The organism is Rhizohabitans arisaemae (genome assembly GCF_025996515.1).
In the GTDB taxonomy this organism is placed as follows: domain Bacteria; phylum Actinomycetota; class Actinomycetes; order Streptosporangiales; family Streptosporangiaceae; genus Rhizohabitans; species Rhizohabitans arisaemae.
In genome coordinates this window covers 178765-200375 of sequence record NZ_BLRH01000055.1, presented here as the reverse complement: position 1 = coordinate 200375, position 21611 = coordinate 178765, and the positions used below count along the sequence as shown (strand labels likewise).

General features: G+C 71.8%; 19 protein-coding genes. 5 read left to right on the top strand and 14 right to left on the bottom strand.

The window, feature by feature from the left end; all coding sequences use genetic code 11:
• Window positions 1–30: 30 nt before the first annotated feature.
• From RUR_RS27440 to RUR_RS27425, 4 genes are all read right to left on the bottom strand, one after another.
• The gene (locus RUR_RS27440) at window positions 31–849 is read right to left on the bottom strand and encodes an IclR family transcriptional regulator (RefSeq protein WP_283138100.1); all 819 of its coding nucleotides are present in this window, start codon (window positions 847–849) and stop codon (window positions 31–33) included.
• 88 nt (window positions 850–937) lie between these two features.
• Window positions 938–2278, bottom strand: coding sequence for a M20 family metallopeptidase (locus tag RUR_RS27435; RefSeq protein WP_283138099.1), 1341 nt, complete (start codon window positions 2276–2278; stop codon window positions 938–940).
• A 468-nt stretch (window positions 2279–2746) separates the two neighbouring features.
• On the bottom strand, window positions 2747–4633 hold the full coding sequence (locus tag RUR_RS27430) for a hypothetical protein (RefSeq protein ID WP_283138098.1): 1887 nt from the start codon (window positions 4631–4633) through the stop codon (window positions 2747–2749).
• Window positions 4630–5526: a leucine-rich repeat domain-containing protein gene (locus RUR_RS27425; RefSeq protein WP_283138097.1), complete on the bottom strand. Its 897-nt coding sequence runs from the start codon at window positions 5524–5526 to the stop codon at window positions 4630–4632. Before RUR_RS27425 ends, RUR_RS27430 begins: the two co-directional genes overlap by 4 nt.
• Before the next feature lie 199 nt (window positions 5527–5725).
• Between RUR_RS27425 and RUR_RS27420 the strand changes: the two genes are divergently transcribed.
• Complete coding sequence (locus tag RUR_RS27420; protein ID WP_283138096.1) at window positions 5726–6823, top strand: DUF6745 domain-containing protein; 1098 nt, start codon at window positions 5726–5728, stop codon at window positions 6821–6823.
• A 21-nt stretch (window positions 6824–6844) separates the two neighbouring features.
• Complete coding sequence (locus tag RUR_RS27415; RefSeq protein ID WP_283138095.1) at window positions 6845–7249, top strand: hypothetical protein; 405 nt, start codon at window positions 6845–6847, stop codon at window positions 7247–7249.
• 240 nt (window positions 7250–7489) lie between these two features.
• On the opposite strand, the gene RUR_RS27410 is transcribed toward RUR_RS27415, so the two are convergent.
• The 8 genes from RUR_RS27410 to RUR_RS27375 are packed head-to-tail and all read right to left on the bottom strand — an operon-like array spanning window position 7490 to window position 15397.
• Window positions 7490–8395: an ABC transporter ATP-binding protein gene (locus tag RUR_RS27410; RefSeq protein ID WP_283138094.1), complete on the bottom strand. Its 906-nt coding sequence runs from the start codon at window positions 8393–8395 to the stop codon at window positions 7490–7492.
• A complete protein-coding gene (locus tag RUR_RS27405; protein WP_283138093.1) occupies window positions 8382–8543 on the bottom strand; it encodes a hypothetical protein in 162 nt (53 codons plus the stop codon). Before RUR_RS27405 ends, RUR_RS27410 begins: the two co-directional genes overlap by 14 nt.
• Window positions 8530–9309 (bottom strand): ATP-binding cassette domain-containing protein, encoded by a 780-nt coding sequence (locus RUR_RS27400; protein WP_283138092.1) that lies wholly within the window; start codon window positions 9307–9309, stop codon window positions 8530–8532. The genes RUR_RS27405 and RUR_RS27400 overlap by 14 nt, the downstream gene beginning before the upstream one ends.
• The gene (locus RUR_RS27395; protein ID WP_283138091.1) at window positions 9306–10142 is read right to left on the bottom strand and encodes an ABC transporter permease; all 837 of its coding nucleotides are present in this window, start codon (window positions 10140–10142) and stop codon (window positions 9306–9308) included. Before RUR_RS27395 ends, RUR_RS27400 begins: the two co-directional genes overlap by 4 nt.
• A complete protein-coding gene (locus RUR_RS27390) occupies window positions 10139–11155 on the bottom strand; it encodes an ABC transporter permease (protein ID WP_283138090.1) in 1017 nt (338 codons plus the stop codon). Before RUR_RS27390 ends, RUR_RS27395 begins: the two co-directional genes overlap by 4 nt.
• Window positions 11156–11158: 3 nt before the next feature.
• On the bottom strand, window positions 11159–12754 hold the full coding sequence (locus RUR_RS27385) for an ABC transporter substrate-binding protein (RefSeq protein ID WP_283138089.1): 1596 nt from the start codon (window positions 12752–12754) through the stop codon (window positions 11159–11161).
• Between the two features lie 11 nt (window positions 12755–12765).
• Window positions 12766–14328 (bottom strand): hydantoinase/oxoprolinase family protein, encoded by a 1563-nt coding sequence (locus RUR_RS27380; protein ID WP_283138088.1) that lies wholly within the window; start codon window positions 14326–14328, stop codon window positions 12766–12768.
• Complete coding sequence (locus RUR_RS27375) at window positions 14315–15397, bottom strand: S-methyl thiohydantoin desulfurase family protein (RefSeq protein ID WP_283138087.1); 1083 nt, start codon at window positions 15395–15397, stop codon at window positions 14315–14317. The genes RUR_RS27380 and RUR_RS27375 overlap by 14 nt, the downstream gene beginning before the upstream one ends.
• A 90-nt stretch (window positions 15398–15487) precedes the next feature.
• Between RUR_RS27375 and RUR_RS27370 the strand changes: the two genes are divergently transcribed.
• The 3 genes from RUR_RS27370 to RUR_RS27360 all read left to right on the top strand — a co-directional run bounded on the left by RUR_RS27370 (window position 15488) and on the right by RUR_RS27360 (window position 19456).
• Window positions 15488–16972, top strand: a complete 1485-nt coding sequence (locus RUR_RS27370) for a PucR family transcriptional regulator (RefSeq protein WP_283138086.1) — start codon at window positions 15488–15490, stop codon at window positions 16970–16972.
• A 415-nt stretch (window positions 16973–17387) separates the two neighbouring features.
• On the top strand, window positions 17388–18821 hold the full coding sequence (locus RUR_RS27365; protein ID WP_283138085.1) for an AAA family ATPase: 1434 nt from the start codon (window positions 17388–17390) through the stop codon (window positions 18819–18821).
• A gap of 2 nt (window positions 18822–18823) precedes the next feature.
• Window positions 18824–19456 carry a DUF4276 family protein gene (locus tag RUR_RS27360; RefSeq protein WP_283138084.1) on the top strand — a complete coding sequence of 211 codons (633 nt, stop codon included), beginning with the start codon at window positions 18824–18826 and terminating at the stop codon, window positions 19454–19456.
• 206 nt (window positions 19457–19662) lie between these two features.
• On the opposite strand, the gene RUR_RS27355 is transcribed toward RUR_RS27360, so the two are convergent.
• Together RUR_RS27355 and RUR_RS27350 are read right to left on the bottom strand one after the other, a co-directional pair.
• A complete protein-coding gene (locus tag RUR_RS27355; RefSeq protein WP_283138083.1) occupies window positions 19663–20331 on the bottom strand; it encodes a response regulator in 669 nt (222 codons plus the stop codon).
• The gene (locus RUR_RS27350) at window positions 20328–21572 is read right to left on the bottom strand and encodes a sensor histidine kinase (protein WP_283138082.1); all 1245 of its coding nucleotides are present in this window, start codon (window positions 21570–21572) and stop codon (window positions 20328–20330) included. The genes RUR_RS27355 and RUR_RS27350 overlap by 4 nt, the downstream gene beginning before the upstream one ends.
• Window positions 21573–21611: the final 39 nt, after the last annotated feature.

Below are 21611 nucleotides of genomic sequence, written 5' to 3'. Positions count from 1 at the left end.
AGGCGGCGGAGGTCGTCGACGAGACGCAGGTCAGCCCGTCGTCTGGAGCGCGCGGGAGACGCCGAGTGCCGCGGTGCGCAGCGCGCCCGTGAACCGGCCGTGGTTCATGTGGTTCAGCCGGAAGGTCGGCGCGGTGATCGACAGTGCGCCGGCCAGTGCGCCGGCGTCCCCGAAGACGGGTACGGCCACGCTCGTGTAGCCGAGCCTGGTCTCCTCGACCTCGATCGCGAGGCGTTCGGCCCGGATCCTGTCGAGCTGGACCTGGAGTCGTCCGGGCTGGGTGACGGTCCGATTGGTCAAGGGCGTGAGGCCGCCCCGGAGGACCTCGTGGAAGAGCGCCGGGGGAGAGAAGGCGAGAACCACCTTCCCGGTGGCGGTGCAGTACAGGGGAAGCCGTCCGGCGACGCGGGACTGCTTCTTCAGCCCCCGGTGCACCATGAGCTTCTCGACGTAGAGCACGTCCAGGCCCTCGTGGATGGCGAAGTGGACCGTCTCCTGGGTGACGAGCAGCAGATCCTCCATGTACGGCAGGGCCGCCTCACGCAGGATCCGCTGCCGGGGCACCCGCTGGCCGATTTCGAAGAGCCGCAGGCCCAGGCGGTACCGGTTCCCGGCCCGCTCAAGCAAACCCCAGGCGAGCAGCTCCTGGGCGAGCCGGTGCACGCTGGCCTTCGCCACTCCACTGCGCCGGACGAGCTCCGCGAGCGAGAGGGAGTCGTCCTCCGCCGTGAAGGCCTCGATGATCAGGCGCGCTTTTCCCAGGACGGAGTTCATCGCCTCGGCGTCGCCGGTTCCCGTCGGAGCGGTGACCGCCGACGATTCCGGTGAGGTGGACGAAAGCACTGTCATGACAGGAACCTCCCAAATGGCTCGGAGACCTGGAAAGGAGTTTGGTACGTTCCACGAGAAAACGCCAGGCCACCGGGGCCGGTCCTCGTCACAGGCCCACCTCCGATCGGGACCGGGTGACCGTGTCGACGGCGGTGCGGATCAGATGTCGGGTGAGCCGTTCCATCTCCCGGACGTCGGCGGTGTTCATCCCCATGGAGAAGTCGACCTCGAACGGCACGTCGGCGACCTTGGGCATGCCGATCCGCACGGTCGGGATGCCCCGGCTCCGCAGGATGTTGGCGTCGGTCGCGCCGCTGTTGCCGCGGATCACCTCGTGCGGGCGCCCCTCCACGGCCTCCCAGGCGGCCGTGGCGCTGCTGACCACCCAGCTTCCCGGATCGGAGGCGGTGCCGGGGACGGCGAGCACCATCTCGAACGTCACCGCGGTGCCGGGCAGTTCGCCGCGGATCCTCTCGATCGCGGAGCCGAACTCCCGCTTGGTCGCCATGGGGCTCGTGCCCGGGCTCAGGCGCAGGTCCACCAGCAGCCTGCACGCGGCCGGGGTGACGGCCGCAAGGTGGGGCCACCCTCCCTCCACCGCGGCGACGACGCCCTGAGGGGCGACCGTCCCGGCGGTGTGCCGCTCGGCGTACTCGGCGAACCACCGCTCCAGTCGTACGGCGACCTCACCCGCCCGGGCGATCGCGTTCTCGTACGGCAGGCGGTGGCGTGAGCCGACATAGGTGTGGACGCCGTGCACGACGACCTCGAACCAGGCCAGCCCCACCTCCTCCCGGGAGACCGTCCAGCCGGGCTTGGCGATCACCGCGAAATCCGCCCAGACCCCCTGTTCGAGAAGGAACGAACAGCCGACTCCCTGCCCGATGTTGCGCCGCTCCCCGCCGGGCGGCGCGTTGGCGGGCATACCGCCCGCCCCGAACGCGACCAGCAGGTCCCCGGTCAGCGGCAGCCCGGCGCGGTGGACGGCCTCGGCGGCCATCAGCACGCAGGCGGCGTGGCCCTTCGGGTTGCCCGCGCCGAGCCCGATCACCAGGTCGCCCTCGACCCGGGCGGCCGGCCGCATGTCGGGGCGGAGTTCGGGGCCGATCCACGGGACGTCCTCGCTCTCGCGGCCGGTGGTGAGCGTGTCGATCGGCGCATACAGCATGAGGTCGGGGCCGCTGCCGTCGCCGCGCAACCGGCCCCAGGCGTTGGCCTGCCGGTCGTCGAGCGGCTGCGTCGTCGCCGTGATGCCGGTGGCCGCGAGGGTGCCCGTGATGTGCTCGGCGAGGCGGCGTTCGCCGCCGGTCGGGCTGGGGACGTTCACCAGGCCGCAGAGCAGTTCCCGCAGCCGGTCCGCGCTGACGTGCCGCCAGGCCGCCGCGACCTGCTCACGCCGCCGCCGGTCGAGGCCCTCCAGTCCGTTCAGCCCGTCCGGGGTGTTCACTGGTTGATCCGGTGGACCTGGGTGTTGAAGGTCCGGGCGAGCCGGCGCCAGAGCGGCGGTACCGCCGCCGCGAGGGCGCAGCAGACCAGCAGGGTCAGCAGAATGCCTGGCATGGGATCTCCTCGGGTCGCTGTTCCCCCGTCACGTGGCTGAAGCGGGTGACCGGACACCGGTACCCCTCGGCGGCGGCCTCGTACTCGGGCCGGACTCGCCCGTACGCGCCTTCCGTCCGATGACCCCTGCCCCGCCTCGCCGTAGCGGGCGAGCCGGAATCCGCGCGTGGTGTCATCCTCGCGGGTGCCGCTTCAGCCATGCCCCGATGATCGGCCGCGCGGGAGGGGCTTGCCTATGGAAACGTCTCGCTCAGCGGAACTGCGTGTCGGATCCCCGGTCGCGGTTTTGACCGCTCCACCTTCCGGGAGATCCTCAAGCAGGATTGTCGGCAGGCGCAGGACCGGGTCCGGCCGTTCACTCCTGGTCCTCGTCGTCCCAGTCGTCCTCCTCGTCGTCCCACAGGTCGCTGGGCTCCAGCGGGTGCTCGTCGTCGATGAGGGAGTCGTCCACCTCGCGCCGCCAGGCCCGGCTGTCCTCGGGATCGGCCCAGCCCAGCTCGGTGATCCTGGGAACGGGGATGGTGGCCCGCCGGTGGGCGACCATCCAGGAGTTGCGGAAGAAGTCGAACCTGAGGTGGCGGCAGCCGGCGGACTCGTTGTAGATGATCGGTGGTACGAGGAACCGCTCCACGTCGACCTTGGCCGCGACGACCACATAGTCCTCGGGGATGGATTCGTCGTTCCAGCAGGCGGCGAAGTTGACCGGCGTGAGGGCGTTCTTGCCGAGCACGTGGATGAGGCCGTCCTGGATGACGAACCGGTCCGGGTCGAGGGCCACATCCTCGCCGAGCATGAGGATCGGCGCGGGCAGGATGTGCGCCTGGGCGAAGGACTGGGCGTCGGTGTAGAGCTTGACGACCTCGTCGAAGCGCGTGGGGTCGAACTGCCCGGTGGAGTGGAACGGGCAGCAGATCGCGCCGTGGGGCCGCTCCGGCTCGGGGAAGAACGCGGACTTGTCCACCCGCGTCATGACCGAGTGGCCGTGCTTGTCCCGCAGGAACTCGGGGATCCAGCCGGCATCCTCGGCCTCGACGACCTCCGTCCGGCACAGCGCGCGGAACGCGGTGTCGCCGAGCTTGCAGTTGAAGTAGTCGAGCAGGGTGATGGCCGCGCACTCCGCTGGCGGCAGCGCGTCGGTCCCGGGGAACCAGAAGTCGTAGCCGTTGGTCACAAAGTGCACCCCGCGGAACTCCTTGTGCAGGAAGGTCTCGCGGGCGGGGCCCTCGCCCCAGCCGTCCCAGTGGGCGGCGGCCACCTGGTTGTAGTACGCGTCGGCGTGCCGGGCCAGCTCGGGCGCGAACACGCTCTCGCCGGTCAGGTAGCACGCCTTGCCGAACAGCGCGCCGATCTCCGGCGCCTCGGTGACCTCGCCGGCGGTGAAGATCAGTTCGGTACGCAGGAACACCTTGCGGCCGTCGCGGTAGGGGGCGCCCTCGTGCTCGTACCGCTGATCGAAGATCACACATGTGAAGGCGCCGATCTCGCCGAGCGCGGCGCCGCCGACCAGGTCCAGCGCCGGCGAGCCCGTACCGCCGGTCAGGTACAGCAGCAGCGTGTAGCGGGAGATGTGCCCGCGCGTCGCGTCGTAGTACGGCGTGTCCCGATGCAGGTGGAACTTGGCGTCACCGGGCTCGAACCCGTTGCACCGGAACACCGGGTTCACGTGCGAGAACCCCTCCGCCACGGACGGCGGCAGCGCGTCGGCCACCGCCACGGTCAACGCCTCGGCCAGCAGCGCCGAGTGGAAGATGAACCGTTCGCCGCCCCGGGAGGCGGCGTTCAGCGGCGGCACGTACAGGTTCATGCCGTCCAGCCGCGCCAGCCGGTCGCGAGCCTGCTCCGGCAGGCGCAGCGAGAACGAGAACACCCCTTCGGCGTGCTCCCTCCGCCCGGTCAGCTCCATCTCCAGCGGCACGGCCTGCAGGAGGCGGTCCAGCGGGACGATGTTCTCGAACGTGCGGAACGACAGCTCGTGCGGATCCGCGAACACGGCGGCCAGGTACGGCGCGTCCGCGCTGGGCCGGGCGAACAGCTCCCGAACCCGCTCGTCGACGAGCTCGGCGTCGATGAAGCGCACAGCCTTGAACCGCGCCGACGGATGCCAGCAGACCTCCAGCCCGTCCACCGTCGCGGCCGGTCCGGCGTCGGTCGCGTCCACCTCCGCCCGATACACGGCGACCTCCTCGGCGGGGGCGTTCCCTGCCGACAGGGCGAAGAACCGGTCCCGAAGTCCGATGCTCACACGCACCTCCACATGCTCCGCAGCCCCGGCGGAAGATTCGCGGCCTGTGCCAGTTTCCGCACGCCGTCCCGGCCCACGTCGGAGTCGTACAGCCACAGCCGGGTGAGGGATCCGGCGAACGGGGCGGCGAGCAGCGCCTGCGCGCCCGCCTCTCCGAGGTCGTTGTAGCGCAGGTCGAGCTCGGTCAGTTCCGTGAACCTGTGCAGCGACCGCACGCCCTCGGCGGTCACCCTGTTGCGCTGCAGGTGCAGGCGGCGAAGCCCGCCCAGGTGCGGGCAGGCGGCGAGCGCCGCCAGGCCGGTGTCGGCGATGCGGCAGTACCGCAGGTCGAGTGCGCGCAACCGGTCCGACGCGAACAGGGTGGCGAGGAGTTCGGCGCCGTCGAAGCCGACGCTCAGGTAGGACAGGTCGAGCTCGGTGAGCCGCCCGAGGTCCAGCCCGGCCAGGGCTCGCAGGTCCAGACGGCCCGGGCGTAACTCGCCGCGGTCCACGGCCAGGTACGAGTCCTCGTCGTCCCCGTAATCGTCCTCGTCAGCCGCCGCGTTCGAGGTGATCCTCAGCGTGGTGACGAACGGGGCGCACAGCACCTGCTCCACGACCTCGCGGACATCGTCCGACCACTCGACGGCCACCTCCGTGGCGAAGCCGTACCGGCGCGACCGCACCCGCGCCCTGCCCGGCAGCCCGTCGTCCCATCGGCCCTCGTGCTCCGCGACGAGGTCGGCGATCTCGCGCTCCACGGCCGGCCGAACGGCGGGGCGGGTGCGTGCCAGGCGCTGCTCAAGGCGGATCAGCGTGCCTCTGGCGTCGCCCTGCCGCAGCAGCCGGTCGCCGTACGCGTGCCACGCGGCGAAGTCGTCGGGACGAGCCCGTAGTGCTTCCTCGATGACCACAACGTCATTAGAACACATGTACGGATCACCATCGCTATGTCACGACAAAGCCCCGCTAAGCTACCGCCGAAATGACCTTGCCCGCAGGCGTTTCGGCCCATCGGACGCGTGATCGCGGGCGTGGACAGCTCCGCGCGGCACGGTATACATTGCGGCGTCCTGAGGCGGAGCCAGGCCGCCGGCATGGGAGGTCTCCACTGTGAGCGCACCGGCTTCGGCCCGTCCCGCGACCGACGAGCAGGACGTCTCCGCCGAGGGGAGGCAGGCGTTCGAGTCGGCCGCCCGCGCCTGCTACCGGCAGATCGGGGTCTCGTTCCCGGAGCGGGTCGTGTGGGTGCCCTCGCCGCTCGTCGGCGCGTTCGCCGCACCGATCGCCGCCTGCCTGGTCACCGGCCACCGCAACGGCCGCGTCCTCGACTCGGTCCATCGCGCCGTGGACGGTACGGCCGGCGAGACGATCGGGCGGGCGGTACGCGACGCCGTCCGGGCCGCGGCGGACGGCGTGGCGGGCGATCCGGTGCACGGGGCGGCGGCGACCGCCCTGCACGCCGAGATCACCGCGACGGCGGACACCGCGCCGCGCGGCACGCCCACCGGCACCCGGGCCACGGTCACCGAGGCCGCGGACGCGGACGTGCGGTCGGCGGTGGACGCGGCGGTGGGCGGCGCGCGGCAGGACACGATCCGCGGCGCGATCCGCCTGCTGTGGCGGGCCTGCCTGCCGGGCATCCGGTCCACGCCCGCCGCCTGGTGGTGGTGGCCGTTCCGCGACTTCGTCCTCCTCTGCCCGCCCCCGGACGAGCTGCGCCGGGAACAGGTCGGCGAGGGCGACCTGGCCAGGCTGCGGCTCCACTGCCCCGACGGACCCGCCGTCACCTGGGTCGACGGGTTCGGGCTGTACTTCTGGCACGGCACCCACGTCCCCCGGGCCGTCGTCGACGACACCCTGACCACCGACGAGATCATCCGCGAGCCGAACGCCGAGATCCGCCGCTGCGCCATCGAACGCCGCGGCTGGGACCGCTTCGTCACCGAGGCCCGACTCGCCCAGATCGGGCCCGCCGCGCCCGACCCCGGCAACCCCGGCCAGACGCTCACCCTGCACGACGTCCCCCCGGGCGTATACCCCACGAACGTGCGCGTCCTGCTGTGCACCAACGGCACCGTCGAGCGGGACGGCACCCGCCGCCGCTTCGGCCTCACCGTCCCCGCCCACTGCACCGACCCCATCGAGGCCGCCGCCTGGACCTACGGCCTCACCCCCGCCCAGTACGCCCAGGCACAGCGCCGATCCTGACCTTTGAGGAGCCCCGAGAAGATGCCCACCATCGAGCAGGCCATCGCCGTCTTCGGCGTCACCGTCGACGAGCACCTCGACCGGCAGGCCGAGATCCCCATCCTGTCCGGCCTGCAGTTTCAGGGCGACGTCGCCGTCGTGCCGGTCACCGGGGAGCCTGCCCGTACCCCGATCCCCACCTCCGGCGTCCCGGTCGTCCGCGGCCAGGCCCAGGCCAACACCCACCTCCTGGTCGCGACCGGCGCGGCGTTCTTCAGCCCTGACCGGTCCGGCCGCGCACTGGTGCTTGGCGTGCTGACCGTCGAGGAGGGCGCCACGGCCTACCTCGCGCACCCCGAACACGCCTTTACCGGTATCGCACCCGGCACCTACGAGCTGCGCCGCCAGCGCGAGCAGGCAGACCAGGTCCAGCTTGTCGCCGATTAAGGCCGGGGGCGGGCCACCGGCGAAGAGGGGACACCGCTTCAGGTTGTCCGCAATGGCGAGTCGGCCTTGGACCAGTCCGGTGGGACGCCTGGGACTCGGACCCGGAACCTACGGATAAAGAGGTGACGGGATTTGCGGCGGGGGGTGGGGCCGCGGCAGCCGTCCGGGTTCGGTGGACGGCCCCCGCACGTCACCGGGACCGCCGGGTGGCGGGCTCGGTACGGCTGCCGCGGCTCGGGGTCAACGCGCGGTGAGAGCCTCCTCGGCGCGGTGACAGGCCACGGTGCGGTCGCCCAGGACACGCGGCTCCGGCCGCTGCGCCGCGCAACGGTCGTCGGCGAGGGGGCAGCGCAGGCGGAACGGGCAGCCGGTGCCGGCGGGGGCGGCCTCGGTCCGGTCGGCCGTTCCCGGGGGCGGGCCGCCGATGCGGGGGACGGCGTCGCGCAGCATCGCGGTGTAGGGGTGCGCGGGGCGGGTCAGCAGCGCCCGGGTCGGGCCGGACTCGACGACCCGCCCGGCGAACAGCACGTGTGAGGTGCTGCAGAGCCTACTCACCACGGCGAGGTTGTGCGTGATGAGCAGGTAGTTGAGGTCGCGCTCGGCGGTGAGCCGCTCCAGTAGGTCCAGCACCTTGGCCTGCACGGTCACGTCCAGCGCGCTGGTCGGCTCGTCCAGGATCAAGGTCTTCGGCTGGACGGCGAGGGCCCGGGCGATGACGACCCGCTGCCGCTGGCCGCCGGAGAGCTGGTGCGGTCTGCGGTCGGCCAGGGCCGGATCGAGGCCGACGGCCCGGAGCAGTTCGGCCACGCCGGGCTCGTGTCGCCGGTGGGTCCGGAGAGCCTCCGTGATCGAGGCGCCGACCCGCATCCGGGGGTTGAGCGCCTCGCTGCCGTCCTGGAAGACGGGCTGTACGGCGCCGCGGAAGGCGGCCCGTTCGGCGCGGCCCATCGCGATGACCTCGCGCGAGCCGTACAGCACCCGGCCCGAACGCGGCTTGATCAGGCCGAGCAGCGCCCGGGCGAGGGTGGTCTTGCCGGAGCCGCTCTCCCCGATGAGACCGGCGCCGCCTGAGCCCAGGGAGAGGTCCACCCCGTGCACCACGGGCTGTGCGCCGTAGCCGAGGACGAGGTTCTCAGCTGTCAGCATGGTCGGTCTCCGGGGGTTCGGGGGCGTCCACGAGGAGTTCGTCCAGAAGCGGGGGTCTCGGGTGGGGGACGGTGCCTTCGGCGGGGCCGTTCTCCCGGGCGTGCTCGGTGACGATCGAAAGGAAGGCGAGGGTCTCAGTCGTGAACACGGTCGGCCTCCGGGAGTACGGGCACGGCGGCGATCAGCTCTCGGGTGTACGGGTCACGGGGCCGGGCGAACACCTCGGCGGCGGGGCCGCTCTCCACGACCCGGCCCTCCCGCATCACGAGTACGCGGTCGGCGACGATCGAGACGAGGGCGAGGTCGTGCGAGACCAGCAGCACCGCCAGGCCCCGCTCGGCGCGGAGCCGCCGCAGGACGGCGACCACCTCGGCCTGCACGGTCACGTCCAGCGCGCTGGTCGGCTCGTCGGCCAGGATGACCTCGGCGCCGAGGGCGAGCGCGAGCGCGAGGGCGAAGCGCTGGGCCTGCCCGCCGGACACCTCGTGCGGGTACCGGCGCAGGATCGCCGGCTCCAGCATGACGTCGGCGACGGCCTGCGCCGTCCGCCGCTCCGCCTCCGCCCCGGCGACGCCGTGCCGTTTCAACGCCCGGCGGAGCAGCGTCCCGAGCCGCAGCGTCGGATTGAGGGCCGCCTGCGGGCTCTGCATGACGAGGGCGATCTTCGCGCCTCTGATCTCCCGCAGCCGGCTTCGGCTCGCGGTGCGGACGTCCACCCCGAAAGCCTCGATGCTCCCGGAGATCTGCGCGCCCTCGACCAGCCCGAGGATCGACAGCAGGGTGGTGCTCTTGCCGGAGCCGCTCTCGCCGACCACGGCCACGCACTCGCCCCTCGCCACGTCGAGTTCGGGGACGTCGGCGATGACCCGCTCGCCGATGCGTACCCGCAGGTCGCGTACCGAGATCAAGGTCATCGGACCGTCCTTCGCGGGTCGAGGATCGAGCGCAGACCCTCGCCGAGGGTGTTGAAGGCGAAGGCGGTGATCAGGATGGCGAGACCCGGGAAGGTGACCACCCACCAGTCGGTGGTGAACAGGGCCTGCCCCTGCTCGACCATGAGCCCCCACTCGGCGGTCGGTTCCTGGGCGCCGAGACCGAGATAGGAGAGGGCGGCGGCGGTGAGGATGATTCCTCCGGCGTCCAGGGAGAGCTGGACCAGCACCGGGGTGAGCGCGTTCGGCAGCACGTGCCGGAAGACGATCAGCGGCGCGGGTACCCCGAGGCAGCGGGCCGAGTCGACGTAGGCGCGGGCCGACACCGAGGTGGCCGCCGCGGCGGTCACCCGGGCGTACCACGGCCACCAGGTCGCCGAGATCGCGATGATCACGGTGGTCACGCTGGGCCGGAGCACCACCGCCAGGGCGAGGGAGAGCAGCAGCGCCGGGAAGGCGAGGAAGACGTCGGTTACCCGCATGATCACATCCCGGATCCAGCCGCCCGCGTACCCGGCGACCACCCCGAGGGTCACGCCGACCGCGGCGGACAGGGCGAGTGTCGACACCGCGATGAACAGCGAGGTCCGCGCGCCGTACAGGATCCTGGTGAGGACGTCCCGGCCGACCTGGTCGGTGCCGAACCAGTGCTCGGCGCCCGGCGGCAGCAGCGCGTCCACGGGCCGGGGGTCGTCCGCCGGGTAGGGCGCGATCCACGGGGCGAGCAGGGTGGCCAGCATGATCAGGACGAGGATGACCAGCCCGGCGAAGGCGAGCCGGTCGGTCCGGGCCAGCCGGTGGAGGGCGGCGGTCATCGCGTCCTCGCTCTCGGGTCGAGGATCCCCTGGACCAGGTCGACCAGGAGGTTGGCCAGGACGTACAGCAGTGCCACCAGCAGGGTGACCCCGGCGACGGCCGGGGTGTCCAGGGATCGGATGGCGTCGGCCGCGTACCGGCCGAGGCCCGGCCAGTTGAAGACCGCCTCGACCAGGAACCCGTTGACGATCGCGTACGCGAAGACCAGGGCGATCAGGGAGAGCACCGGGTTCAGCGCGGGCCGGAGCGAGAACCGGACCAGGATGGAGGTCTCGCCGAACCCCAGGGAGCGTTCGAGCCGGGTGTGGTCCTGGCCGGCCTCCTCCAGCAGCACGGCCCGGGTCATCTGGGCGATCAGCCCGATGGGGTAGGCGGCGACCACGAGGGCGGGGAGCACCAGGTGGTGCAGGGTGCTGACCAGGATCGGCCAGTTGCCGGTGAGGAGCGCGTCGACCACGGTGACGTTCGTGTAGACCGTGAGCGGGCTGGTCGTGTCGAGGGCGGCGTCGTACTCTCCGGCCACCGGGAACCAGCGGAGGTTGCTCGCGAACACGGTCTGCAGGACGAGGGCGAGCCAGAACACGGGGACCGACACCGCGAGCATCGAGGAGAACCGCACCGACAGATCCGGAAATTTCCCCTTATAGCGGGCGGCTAGGACACCGAGCGGGATCCCCGCGGCGATCGCGACGAACAACGCCGTGCCCACCAGCTCCAGCGAGGCCGGGAAGGCCAGCGCCAGATCGTCCAAGACCGGCTGCCGGGTGCGCAGGCTGATCCCGAGGTCACCGGCGAACAGATCCCGCACATAGTTCCACAGCTGGACCGGGACCGCCTCGTCGAGCCCGAACCGCTCCCTGGCCTGCGCCAGCTCGGCCTCGCTCGCCCGGGGACCGGCGTAGGCGACCGCGGGGTCGCCCGGGACCAGGCGCGTGACGACGAAGGTGAGGCCGACCACGCCGGCCACGACCAGGGCAGCCTGGCCGAGCCGGCGCATCAGCAGCCGGAGCACCCGCTACCGCCCCGCGCGCAGATCGTGGAAGAAGACCACGTTCGGGTAGGCCGGGTTGTCGACGTAGCCCTGCACACCGCCCAGATAGGCGCGGCGGTACCGCTGCACGTACGGGACGGCCACCGCCGCCCGCTCGTCGATCAGCGTGGCCTGCAGCTCGCCGTACGCCTTCTCGGCCGCGGCCCGGTCGGTCGCGGTGAGCTCGGGAAGCGTGTCGATTTTGGCGTCGACCGCCGGGTCCTTCAGGTACGAGAGGTTGAACTCCACGTTCTCGGCGCTGCGGAACACGTTGTTGAACCAGGAGTAGGCGTCGGCGTAGTCGGGGAACCAGTACATGACGAAGATGTCCTGGCGCTTGCTCGGGTCCTTGGCCTTGCCCTGGTCCCACTGGGCGCTCCACTGCAGCGGCGCCGCCTCCAGCTTCACGTTCAGCTTCGACAGCGCCGACCCGAGCAGGGTGGTGAGCAGCTGCTGGTCGGAGTCGCCTTGCGCGAAGGTCATCCGCAGGGTCAGCTCCCTGCCGCCGGGGCCGTACCCCGCCTCCCTGAGCAGCGCCTCCGCCCCCGCCAGGTCCTGCGCCGGCGGATCGCCGGGGACGTGGCCGAGGAGCCCTTCCGGCACCAGCCCGCCCCCCAGCACGATCGACCCCTTCGCCGCCGTCACCAGGCCCTGGTAGTCGATCGCCTTCTGTACGGCCCGCCGCACCCGCACATCCGTCGACTCGGTGTTGAACAGCACGAGCAGGTTCTGGAACGAGGACGTCTCCGACGTCTGCACCCCGTCGGCGGGCGCCTGCGCGAACAGCTGCGGGCTCACCCGCTCCATGAAGCCGACCTCGCCCCGCTTCAGCAGCTGCCAGGCCGTGGTCTCCTCCGGGGTCACCCGGAACCGCACGTCCCGGTAGTGACCCGGGTCCTTCCAGCCACCCCAGTAGTCGTCGAAGGCCTTCAGGGTGAGCTCGGTCTCCCTGCCCTTCTCCCAGGTGCCGACCGTGTACGGGCCGGAGCCGGCGTCCCGGCCCTCGGCGAACCACGCCTTGAGGTCGCCCCGCCCGGCGGCCGTGGTGTCGTACACGTAGGCGCCGTACCCGGCGGAGGCGATCAGGTCCAGCGGCGCGGGGTAGCTCAGCGAGAACCGCACCGTGGTGGGGTTCACCACCTGGATCGCCTTCACCGAGTCCCAGATGTAGGCGGCGTAGCCCGCCATCTTCCGGGTCCGCTCGATCGAGGCCTTCACCGCGGCGGCGTCCACCGGCTTGCCGGTGTGGAATTTCGCCCCCTCGCGCAGCTTGAACGTCCAGCCCCTGCCGTCGGGTGAGGCGGTCCAGGAGACCGCCAGCCGCGGCTCGGCCTTTCTGGTCTCCGGGTTGTACTTGGTCAGCGTCTCGTAGACGTTCTGCAAGGCGATGATCTCGTTGGACGAGGAGGTGGCCGGATCCCAGTTGGTGATCACGTCCAGGTTGAACGCGTAGACGAACGGTGCGGTCGGTGCGGCCGGCGCCGAGGAGGCCGCGGGACGCCGTACCTCGCCGCCGGAGCACCCGGCGACCGCGAGGCCGAGCGCGGACACCAGGGCCAGAGTGCGCAGGGGAAGACGCATGGGGGGATCTCCTAGAGCTTTCCGAGCGGCCCGGCCGCCTTGATCTGCACCCGAAGCGACGGCTCGGGAAGGTAACTGAGCGGGATCTCCGACATCTCGACGATCTCGACGGAGGACGGGTCCGCGCCTGCCTGGACCGCCCGGCGCCGCGCGGTCTCCGCGGCGGCCTCCACCGCCTCCCGGCGGCCGTTGCCTGCGGGGGCGATCGTCTCGCACGAGCCGCTCACCAGGGCGATCGCGGCCCCGACCGCGTTGGCGACGCCGCCGTGCTCCGGCCGTACCACCGCCGCGACCCCGGGCAGGCCGTCCGGGACGAGGAAGGCGCCGCCGCCGACCACGACCAGCGGCATGCCGGCCTTGCCGAGCGACATCCGGTCCACCGCGTCGGCCACCCGCTCGTCGGCGTGGCCCACCGCGGCCGCCAGCGCCCGGCGCAGCCGTTCGGGTACCCGGTGCCGGCCCAGGCCGGTTCGGCCGGCCGCCACGCACGCGTCGGTCATCGTGGGGGTGCCTCCGCCGAAGACCAGGGCCTCCTCGCCGATCCGATAGCCCACCGAGGTGATCCCGGGGACGCCGTCGCCGTCGATCACCGTACCGCCGCCGAGGGCGAGCGCGAGGATGTCGGGCATCCGGAAGTTGGTCCGAACCCCGCCGATCTCGGCGCCCACCGAGGAGACCCGGGGGAAGCCGTTGACCAGGACGCCAAGGTCGGTGGAGGTGCCGCCGACGTCCGCCACGATCGCGTCGGAGAAGCCGGACAGGTAGGCGGCGCCCCGGATCGAGTTGGCGGGCCCCGAGCCGATGGTGAGCACCGGGTACCGTGCGGCGAAGTCCACCTCCATCAGGGTGCCGTCGTTCTGGGTGAAGTAGCGGGAGACCCGCAGGCCGTGCTCGTCCAGGACGGCCTGGAGGGCGTCGCGGACGTGCCTGGCCACCCGGTACAGCATGGCGTTGAGCACGGTCGCGTTCTCCCGCTCCAGCAGCCCGAGGGCGCCGATCTCGTGGCTGAGGGAGACGGCGACGTCGGGGCCGAGCTCCTCGGCCGTGATCTCGGCGGCCTGCAGCTCCTGTTCCGGCGAGGCGGGGCTGAAGACGCCGGTGAGCGCGATCGCGTCGACCCGCCCGGCGACCGCGCCGAGGAACCGGCGGAGCCCGTCGCGGTCGAGGTCGGCCAGGGACCGCCCGTCCACGTAGTATCCGCCGCGCAGCGTGGTGGTGGACACGACCGCCGTCCGCCGCAGGTCGTCGGGCCAGGACTCCAGCGGCGGGATGGACAGGGACGAGGGGGCGCCGAGCCGGACCGCCGCGACCCGGCCGAGTCTGCGACGCTCCAGGATCGCGTTGACGGCGTGGGTGGTGCCGAGCATCACCCGGCCCACCCGGGACCGGTCCTCGCCCAGCTCGGCCAGGACGGCGCTGACGGCGGCGCGCATCCCCGCGGTCACGTCGGGGCTGGTGGGCTGTTTGGTGGAGGCGACGATCCGGTTCGCGGCGTCGAGGACGACCGCGTCGGTGTTGGTGCCGCCGACGTCGACCCCGACCCGCAGGTCGGCGGTGCGGTCAGACGTTCGCATGGGCTGCCTCTTCGACGGGGATGTAGGGGATGTCGTAGCCGAAGGCGGCCGGTCCCGCGGTCCGGAGCCCGGCGGGGGTGCGCCAGAGCGGGGCGCACGGCCAGGCCAGGACGGTGACCCGCTGGCCGTAGCCGAGGGACTCGGTGGAGACGGCCTCGGCGGTCTGGGCGTCGACCAGGGTGATGAGGTCGGGGACGCTCGCCCGGACCACGCCGTTCTCCAGGGCCACCAGGTTCTCGTTCTGGATCTCGACCCGGAGCATCCGGCCCCGGCACTCGCCGACGCCGTCGACGACCACGCTGCCGCGGACGAAGCCGCCGCCGGTGTGCCGCTCCAGCTCGATGATCTTGCCGGTGATGAGGGTGGCCGCGCCGAGGGTCCGGACGAGGGCGCCGATCGGGTCCTGGGTGTCGGAGACGGCCCGGCCGATCGCGAGCGCCCGGCTCACCGAGCCCTCGATCACCGCTCCGGCCAGCTCCGCCGGGGTGTGGATGTAGTCCGCCATGAGGGCCGTGGCGCCGGAGGCCACGCAGACCGCGCGGGCCAGTTGCTCGGACCAGAGCCCGTCGACCGGGCGGATCAGGGTGAGGTTGTCCTGCACGTCGGCGAGGACCACGGTGCCCGCGGGCAGGCCCGCGACGTACATGGAGACCATCTGGACCTCGGGGAAGGCCCGGCCCATGCCGTCGGCGTCCAGGAGCGGGAGCCCGAGGGTGGCCGCCCAGGCGACCGGCTCGACCCCGTTGCCGCCGCCGATCTCGGAGGCCATCACGGCCACCGCGGGCCGGCCCTGGTCCCGTTCGGCCGCCTCGCGGATGAGCCTCGGCTCGCGTCCGCTCATCAGCATCTCCTGGGAGACCGTCGGCGCGCCGATCGACCCGAGCGGGAGCACCAGCCCGTCCCGGGGGAGCTCGTCCAGGGTGACCAGCGGTACGTCGCCGTAGTCCTTGAGCGCCCGTTCCGCCGCCAGGGTGGAGGTGGAGACGTCGCCCCCGCCGCCGGTGCCGAGAATCGCGCAGCCGCGGGCGAGCGGACGGACGTCGTCCAGCGTGATCCGGCGAGCGCTCACGTGTTTCCCTCCTTGCATGGCGGAAAGCCTCGCAGCAGGTCAGGGGGTTACCTAGATCTGGGAGAACAAACTTTGCCCACTTTATGTGACATGGGCATAATTTCGGACATGGTGTGTGTCTCCGATCTGCTGGCCCCCGGCGCCCCCGTCCCCTTCCGGCTCCTGGCGGGCCCCCCGACCGACCGCCCGCTGGGCGTCGTCACCTCCGTCGACGCGCTGGACGCGATGGAGAACGCGCCCGTCTCCTCCGTCGTGGTCGTCCCCAGCCGGGTCGTCCGCCCCGCGCGCCCCTACGAGCTGGACATCGCCATCCGGCGCGCGGCGCAGCGCGACCTCACCGCGGTCGTCCTCCTCGGCACCGCCAACCTGCCGATCACCGTCAGGCACCTCGCCGACCGCGCCGAGCTCCCCGTCCTCGCCATCGCCGACCCGCTCGACGTCGCCGAGGTCCTCCTCCACCTCGACCGGGTCACCCGGGACAGCGCGGCCGACTCCCTCGCCCGGGCCCAGGCCGCGCTCGCCGCCATCCGCGAACGGGAACCCTCCGGCGACGTCGCCCTCCTCCTCACCGGGCTGCGCGACACCCTCGGCGTGGAGGTGCTCCTCCTCGACGGCGAAACCGCCCAAGGCGAGCCGATCCGGATCGACGGCCGAGACCTCGGCGCCCTCGACGCCCCCGGCGACGCCGCCCAGCTGATCCTGCCCGCCGCGGCGGCCGCGATCGCCCGGATGCGGGCCGCCGCCCTCGCCCGGGAGATCGCCCCCGGGCAGAGCCGCTCCGACCTGCTCACCGAGCTCGTCGTCGCCGACCGCACCCAGGCGAGCCGCCTGGTCGAACGGGCCCGCGTCCTCGGCCTCCCCGTCGACGGGCAGCACGTCGCGATCTGGGTCGGCGTCGGCCGCGACGCCGCCGGCGACCCGCAGGCGCTCGCCGCGCGGCGCCATCTGCTGGACACCATGGTCATGCACGTGCTCCGCAACCCGCGCACCCCCGAAGGCCACTGGAACGTCGCCACCGTCGAGGACGCGCTGCTCATCCTCGGCACCTCGACCGGCAGCGGCCACGAGGCCGGCGGACGGCTCCGCCGCGCCGCCCGCGAACTGCCCCGCGCGCTCCTCGCCCGCCACCCCGGCGTCGAACTCCGCTGCGGCCTCGGCACCGCCCAGCCCGGCCTCGACGGGCTGCGCACCACCACGATCGAGGCCCGCGCGGCAAGCGCCGGCGCCGTCTCCCGGGGCGCGTTCCTGGAGGAGTTCGACGCCACCGGCGTCCAGCGGATCCTCGCCGAGGCCGCCGCCTCCACCCTCAGCCGCCGGGTCGTCGACGAACTCCTCGAACCCCTGGACGCGCTCGACCCGAGCCGTAGCCTGCAGGCCGTGGAGACCCTCGCCGCCTACCTGGACGCCCAGCGGTCCCCGCGCCTGGCCGCCAAACGCCTCAACCTCCACTACAACGCCGTCTCCTACCGGGTCCGGCGCATCGTGGAGATCCTCGGCGCCGACCTGGACGACCCCGAGACCCGCTTCGCCCTCCACCTGGCCTGCCGCCTCCGCCTCACCCACCTCGGCGCCTGACCCCGGATCCGGTACGGGCCAAGCCCGCCCACCGGCCTTCCGCCGTACCCATGGCCAAGAACTGGCGGGTACGGGCGGAGCCGGGTTCGCCGCGTCCGGCCGTCCCGAGGAACGGGAAGGCCGGTACCGGTCGAGTCGGCTTCCCACGCGTGCCTACACCGTGATGGGGAGGTCCGGCACGGGCGGAGCCGGATGGGTGGTCTCAGGAGCAGCCACGCTCACGTCGGCCGTTCGCCTGGGATGAGTCCGATCTCGGTATAGCCTGACCGAAGATTTTGTACTACTGACCATGACAAATTCCTCAGCGGCGTGGTCACCTACGAGATCGTCGTTGATCCGGAGAACACGCCCGGTGAATCGGCTGCCGGTTGTGGGCGCGTGTGGGGGCGAGCGCTACGCGGGAGGGACGAGAGCTGTGCTGACCAGGCTTGAAGTCAAGGGGTTCAAGAATCTCCTGGACGTGAAGATCGACTTCGGGCCGTTCACCTGTATCGCCGGGGCCAACGGCACAGGCAAGTCGAACGTCTTCGACGCGATCGAGTTTCTGTCCTATCTGGCCGATGAAACCCTGGCTGAGGCGGCTCAGCGGGTCCGAGGCGCCTCCGGTTCGCCGGGCGGTGACCCGAGAGATCTGTTCTGGGACGGTTATCGGGACGGGGAACACCGTATTTCGCTCACTGCGGAGATGATCGTTCCGGCGGAGGTGGAGGACGACCTCGGTGTCATTGCCAAGGCGACCGCCACTTTCCTCCGCTACGACCTCGTCCTGGAGTTCAAGTCTCCGCCTACTGGGCGAGGCGTCGGCAGACTGGGTTTGGCCCATGAGGAACTGCGTGCCGTAAAGCGCGGAGACATCGCGCGGCATATGCGATTTCCCCACAGCGCCGAGAACTTCCGAGACACCGTCGTCATCGGTCAGGGAGAAAGCGATGTCTTCCTGACCACGGAGTCGTGGGAAGACCTTACGTTCATCCACGTGCACGGTGATCGGGGCAGCCACGACCAACCGCCGCCCAGAATCGCTGCAGGGAAGGCCCGCCGCACCGTCCTCAGCAGCGTCACCGGCGCCGATTCTCACCCGACGATCGTCGCAGCGCGCCGGGAGATGCAGAGCTGGCGTCGGCTCGCGCTGGAGCCCTCGGCGCTGCGGGCTCCCGACGGCTTCGCCGCACCGAGATCGCTGGGGACCGACGGTCGGCATCTGGCGGCGACGCTGTTCCGAATGGCCGTCGAGACCGACCATGACGTCGGCGTCCAGGATGAGGAGGCGGTGTACGCCCAAGTCGCCGACCGGTTGTCCGACCTTTCCGGTGTGGGGGTGGAGAGTCTTCGGGTGGAACCGGACCCGGCGCGTGAGGTTCTCACGTTGTACCTGCAGGAACGCGGTGGCCTGCGGCTTCCCGCGCGGGCTCTGTCCGAGGGGACGCTGCGCTTCCTGGCCCTGTGCGTGCTTCTGGAGGACCCGACGGTAACCGGTTTGATCTGCATGGAGGAGCCGGAGAACGGGATCCACCCGGCGAACCTGCCCGCGATGGTGGAACTGGTCCGGGATCTGTCGGTCGACGCGACGGAACGCCCTGGTGCGACCAACCCCTACCGGCAGGTCGTCATCAACACACACGCCCCCGGGGTCGTACAGCTCTGCGATCCCGATGATCTGCTCCTGGCCGAGACGCGGCCGCAACGGGCACCCGACGGCCGGGTGGTCTCAGCGCTGTCCCTGCTTCCGTATCGCGGGTCATGGCGAGCAAAGCAGGGTGGGCCAACTTTCTCGAAAGCCGATGTGATCCCCTACCTCGTCGCACCGCCAGGTGCGCAGCTCCGGCTCTCATCGGAGACGGAGGGCTGACGATGTGCTCGTATTCCGGGCTCTTCATCGCCGAGGGGACTTCCGATATGCCGTTGGCGGACATCGTTGAGGCACTCTTCATCGACAGAGGATTTGATGTCCGGCTCAGCAAGCCTGATTTCTCGTTTCTCCGCAAGGTACCCAGGGATGTCACGTCACGGGTGACGGCAGGGCTCGAGCTGATGGAGGAAACCCCGGATCTCGTGGTCGTTCATCGTGACTCCGACAACGCAGGGCACGGAGTCCGCCGGACCGAGATCGAAAGCGCGGTCCAGAACATCGTCGAGAAGACCTCCCTGATTCCCATCATTCCAGTACGTATGACCGAGGCATGGCTCCTTCTCGACGAGAGCGCAATTCGGCAGGTCGCCGGAAACCCCCGAGGTCGGCAGGCATTGGGACTCCCCAAAGCAGGTGAGGTTGAGAAGATTGCCGACCCCAAGACGATGCTCGCCGAATGCCTTCTCAAAGCGGGCGATCTGACAGGTCGGCGGCGGGATCGTGCCGACAAGCGCTTTCCGCAGCATCGTCGGCAACTCTTGGAGCGGCTTGACCCAACCGGCCTCGTCACCACGTTGCCGAGCTGGCGCCGGATGATCGACGACATCGACCGGGTCTGCCGTGAGTGGACATGAGTAATCGGTGGCCAGGGTAATTCCGAGGCCGAGCCGGTCAGGTGCTGAGCTTCCGGTACGAGCCCGTGCTGGGGTCGTCGCGTTTCGCCAGACACTCCTGACCGAAAGGAGCAGGGCGGGGTTGGCCGCATTCCACAGTGGCCGTGACCAAGGACGTGGGAGATGGGCATGCTGCCTGGCGCCGTACCCGACTGGGGTGTGAGGGGTCAGCCGGGGTGGCGGCGGGCGTCGTGGGCGAGGACGGCGAGCTGGGTGCGGTTGGTGAGGTCCAGTTTGGCCAGGGCGCTGGAGATGTGGAGTTTGACCGCGCCGACCGACAGGTGGAGGAGCCGGGCGATCTCGGCGTTGGAGCGGCCGTCGGCGACCGCGACGGCGACCTCGCGCTCCCGTTCGGTGAGGCGGGCAAGCCGGTCGTGCGCCTGGCGGGTGCGGGAGTCGGTCCCCTCGGTCACGTGGCTGATCAGCGCGCGGGCCACCCCGGGGGAGAGCACGGGCTCACCGGCCGCGGCCCGGCGTACGCCTTCCACGATCTGCTCCGGCGGGGTGTGCTTGACCAGGTAGCCCACCGCTCCCGCGCGGAGCGCCTCGATGACCGTGGCGTCCGCGTCGAACGTCGTCAGGACGATCACCTTGGGCGGGCGGCCGGTCCGGGAGGAGAGCGCCCTCGTCGCCGCGATGCCGTCGAGGTGCGGCATGCGGACGTCCATGAGGATCACGTCGGGCGTGTGCCGCCTGACCGCGTCGGGCACGTCGGCGCCGTCGGCGGCCTCCCCGACCACGTCGACGTCGGGTGCGCCGCGGAGCATCAGCCGCAGGCCGGCGCGGACCAAGGGGTCGTCGTCGACGAGGAGCACACGGATCGGCTCTCCGGTCATGTCTGCCACGGTAACCGCGCCACCAGCCGGAACAAACCGTCTTTCGGGCCGTGGTCGAGACTGCCGCCGCCCAGGGTGACCCGTTCGGCGAGGCCGGCCAGCCCGTTGCCGGTCCCGGAGGCCGGGCGGGGCGGGGACCCCGCGGGAAGGGGGTTCTCCACGGTGACGACGAGCCGGTCGCCGGGTTCGCCGTCGACGGACACGGTCACCCGGGCGCCGGGCGTGTGCTTGCGGGCGTTCGTGAGGCCCTCCTGGACGGTCCGGTAGACGGTGTGCTGCAGGTGGGGCCGGAGCGCGGCGGCCCGTTCGATCGTCTCGCCGCCCGCCAGCCGTACCCGCTGCCCGGCCGCGCCGGCCTCGTCGATGAGCCGGGGGAGGTCGCTCAGGCCGGGAGGCGCGGGCGACCCGGGGTCGGCGCCCTCGCCCACGCGCAGGATCGACAGCACCTCGCGGAGCTCGTCCAGGGCCAGCCGGGCGTTGCCCAGGATCACCGTGACGGCTTCGTCGACCTCGTCGGCCTGGAGCGGGGGACCGGTCCGGGCCTTGGCCTGGGACGTCCGGTAGGCGAGCGCGCCCGCGTGCACGCTGAGCAGTGAGATCCGGTGGGCCAGCACGTCGTGCATCTCGCGGGCGAGCCGTTCCCGCTCGTCCCGGCGCGCCTCGTCGAGCCGGAGCCGGTGCCGTCGCTCGGTGACCTCGGCGTCCCGGTGCAGGCTGATCAGCAGCAGCCGGCGCGCCCGTACCACCATGCCCAGGCAGAAGGGCCCGCCGAACACCAGGAGCAGCATGGCCGCGATCACCGGCCGGGACTCGCCGGGGACGTCGCTGTACACGGTGTAGTAGCCGACCGTGAGCAGGCAGAGGCCGGTCATCACGGCGGCTCGGGGCCAAGGCCGGTGCGCGGCCAGTGTCAAGAGCGAGACCGCGACCGCGCCGATGGCCGACGCCGAGAGAGCCAGCGCCGGGACCATCCCGACGGCTAGGGCGACGGGGAAGCGGCGCCGCCACCACAGGGCCAGGCAGGCGGCGGCCCCCACCCAGGGGTTGACCGCGATCTGCCAGCCGGCGATGAAGTCCACCCCGGGGGGTGGGAACTCACGCGCCTGCTCGACCGCCACCAGCACGGCGAGCGCGAAGAGCGCCGTGTCGGCGGCCCAGTCCCGTACGGTGCGCCGGCCGGGGGACCACCCCTCCAGCACGGCCAGCTCCGCGGGGAGGAGCCGGCGCGGCACGTTGGTCATGTCGGTGAGCCTATGCGCGGCCGTCGCGACGGTCCCTGG